At 66.5% G+C, this 2,657-nt stretch carries 4 protein-coding genes; all 4 read left to right on the top strand.

The window, feature by feature from the left end; translation table 11 throughout:
• The coding region (locus HMPREF0183_RS13085; protein WP_005885948.1) for a hypothetical protein at positions 1-262 on the top strand (262 nt) is incomplete at its 5' end.
• A gap of 177 nt (positions 263-439) precedes the next feature.
• On the top strand, positions 440-706 hold the full coding sequence (locus tag HMPREF0183_RS10700; protein ID WP_005885949.1) for a DUF6112 family protein: 267 nt from the start codon (positions 440-442) through the stop codon (positions 704-706).
• Between the two features lie 532 nt (positions 707-1,238).
• Complete coding sequence (locus tag HMPREF0183_RS10705; protein WP_005885951.1) at positions 1,239-1,559, top strand: DUF6112 family protein; 321 nt, start codon at positions 1,239-1,241, stop codon at positions 1,557-1,559.
• A gap of 36 nt (positions 1,560-1,595) precedes the next feature.
• Positions 1,596-2,657 (top strand): hypothetical protein (locus HMPREF0183_RS10710; RefSeq protein WP_005885953.1); only part of this gene is annotated, 1,062 nt, incomplete at its 3' end.

Genomic DNA, 2,657 nt, shown 5'->3' on the forward strand with positions numbered 1-2,657 from the left:
GCTCCTGCGCGGCCGCGTCGCCCGCCTTGAGCACGCGAAGGCCTGGCATCGTCAGCGCGATCCCGAGGGACACCGTCAGTGGGGCCAGCTTCGCGATTTCGCCGACACCCTCGATGATGCGTGGTCCGACGACCGCGACCTGCTCACCCGATGGCGCGCCGAGACCATCGGTGCCCGGTCCCGCACGATGATCGCTGATGACTCGTGGGCTGCGTCTGAGGCGCGCGGGCGGCTCGCTGGTCCGCCTCCACCGGGCATGTGATCGGCCCGGGCCACGCTGATGCGGGGAACGCGGTGGACGCCGAACGACGTCGTTGGTCGGTCTGCTCTCCTCGTCAGCGACCGGTCGCGGTCGGGCTGTGCGGCCGGTGGTGGCGGTGTACCTGCCGGATATGAACACGGAGCATCTTGACAGTTCGCGGGCATCGGTGGTGCGGCGATGAACGTGACCCCGGACTTCGGCGGGCTCGACGGGCTCACCGACCTCGAGACCGTGATCGGCGCGCTGTTGATGTTCGTCCTCGTCACCGCGGTGCTGATGCTGATCGTCTCGGCCCTCGTCTGGGCCATCGCCGCGGCCATCGGCCACGCCGCGGCCGCATCCAAGGCCAAGGCCGGAGTGCTGGTCGCCCTGGGCGCGGCGGCGCTGGGTGGGTGCGGTATCGCATGGATGAACTGGCTGATTTCGATCGGCCAACAGCTCTGACCCGCACCACCATCATCGCCGATACCTATCGGCATGCGCCGACGACGCATGCCGGGCACTTTCGCCCCGATACCGACCGTGGTCCGGCGGTGCCTTCTCCGGCCGTGACGACGGGCCCGCCGCAGGACACCCCGTCTCGGGATGAACCCTCACGTCACGAATCACGAGTCTTTCGGGGATGGACCGGTCGACGTCCATGCCCGTGTCATCTTGCACGGCGCAGTGCGTTCCGGGACCCGCCTTTGCACTTCGGGGCGAGCGCGATACCCCAGCAGCGACACCGTGCGGTCGGCGCCCGGCGACTCATAGCCGCACTGCCGGTGCGGTCGATGGCACCGCCTCGCGTCGTGAGGTGGTCTTCTCGCCTCTCCTGCCGTCGTAGCGGAGAGCTAACGCGCGTGGAGCGTCTGCACGCGGGACTACGTCATGCGGCGCTTCATCCGCGAGGGGCGTGGTGGGCACCTGATGAGCGACCCCGTTTCCGCTCATCTACCCCGCCTCTCTGCGGGAACTCTGTGTGAGGAGTGCTCTCGTGCTCGACTTCCTGACTTTCGCTCTCGCGGTGCCGGAACTGCTCGCCGCGAATATCGATATCAGCCCGAACGACGACGGGCTTCCGGGTATCGCCCAGCTGCGCACCTTCGTCGGCGCGGTGATGACCATCGGCCTGATCCTCAGCGTTCTGGCTCTGATCATCTCTGCCATCGTGTGGGGCTTCGGGTCCAATTCCTCGAATCCACAGTTGGCGAGCCGCGGAAAGCTGGGCGTGCTCACTTCCTGCGGCGCCGCGGTGATCTGCGGCGCCTCGGTGACGTTGATCCAGTTTTTCTGGGACGTCGGCCAGAGCGTCTGATCCCACCCATCTCCATTTCCGCCTGGGAGGTTCCCGATGGGTGTCTGCGATATTCCCGTCATCTCGAATGTGTGCGATTCCGCAGGTGAAGCCGCGGCCTCGTTGATCACTGCGCCATTCGACTGGCTGGCCACCGTGCTGGGTGAAACGGCCGCGTGGATGTTCGAGGCCGTATGGACGGTCTTCGACACCACGACACTGGTCGATGTCACCAGTCCGGAGTACGTGTCGGTCTACAACCTGCTGTTAGGCATCGGCGTGATGCTCATGCTGGTCTTCTTCTGCCTGCAGCTCATCCAAGGACTGATCCGGCGAGATCCGGCAGCGCTGAGCAGGGCCGCGCTCGGCCTCGCGAAATCGGTGATCGGCTCGTTCGTGGTCATCACCTTGACCGCTCTGGCACTCGAGATCATCGATCAACTGTGCGTCGGGATCATCCAAGCCGCCGGTGAGACCACCGCGACGATGGGCGACAAGATCGCCGTGCTCGTCGCCGGCCTGACCGCGCTCAACCTGACCGCGCCGGGCGTGGCCGCGATCCTGGGGATCTTCCTCGGGGCGATGGCGATCGCTGCGGCCGCGATCGTGTGGCTGTCCCTTCTGGTCAGGAAGGCATTGCTGCTGGTCGCGATCGCGCTGGCGCCCCTGGCGTTCTCCGGGGCCAGCTGGGACCACGCGCGCGGGTGGATCGGCAAATGGGCGATGTTCGTCATCGCGCTGATCTGCTCCAAGCTGGTCCTTGTCGTGATCCTGCTGGTGGCGGTCACCCAGGTCTCAGCACCGATCGACGGGGACATCTCCTCGATCAGCGACCCGCTGGCCGGGATCGTACTCATGGCTCTGGCGGGCTTTGCACCCTACATCTGCTACAGGTTCCTCTCGTTCATCGGCTCGGACTTCTACACGATGGCCGGCTCCGAGCAGGACGCCAAGCAGGCCCTGAACCGGCCAATGCCGATCCCGGGCAAGCAGGAGGGCAACGAACCGAAGAAGGTCCTCGACGACAAGAAGTCCGACTCGCCCAGCGGCAGCGGCGAGGGCGGCAAGCCCTCCGGGGGCAAACCCACCCCGCCCCCACCCTCCTCGGGAGGCACCAGC

This window comes from Brevibacterium mcbrellneri ATCC 49030, from assembly GCF_000178455.1.
GTDB lineage: Bacteria > Actinomycetota > Actinomycetes > Actinomycetales > Brevibacteriaceae > Brevibacterium > Brevibacterium mcbrellneri.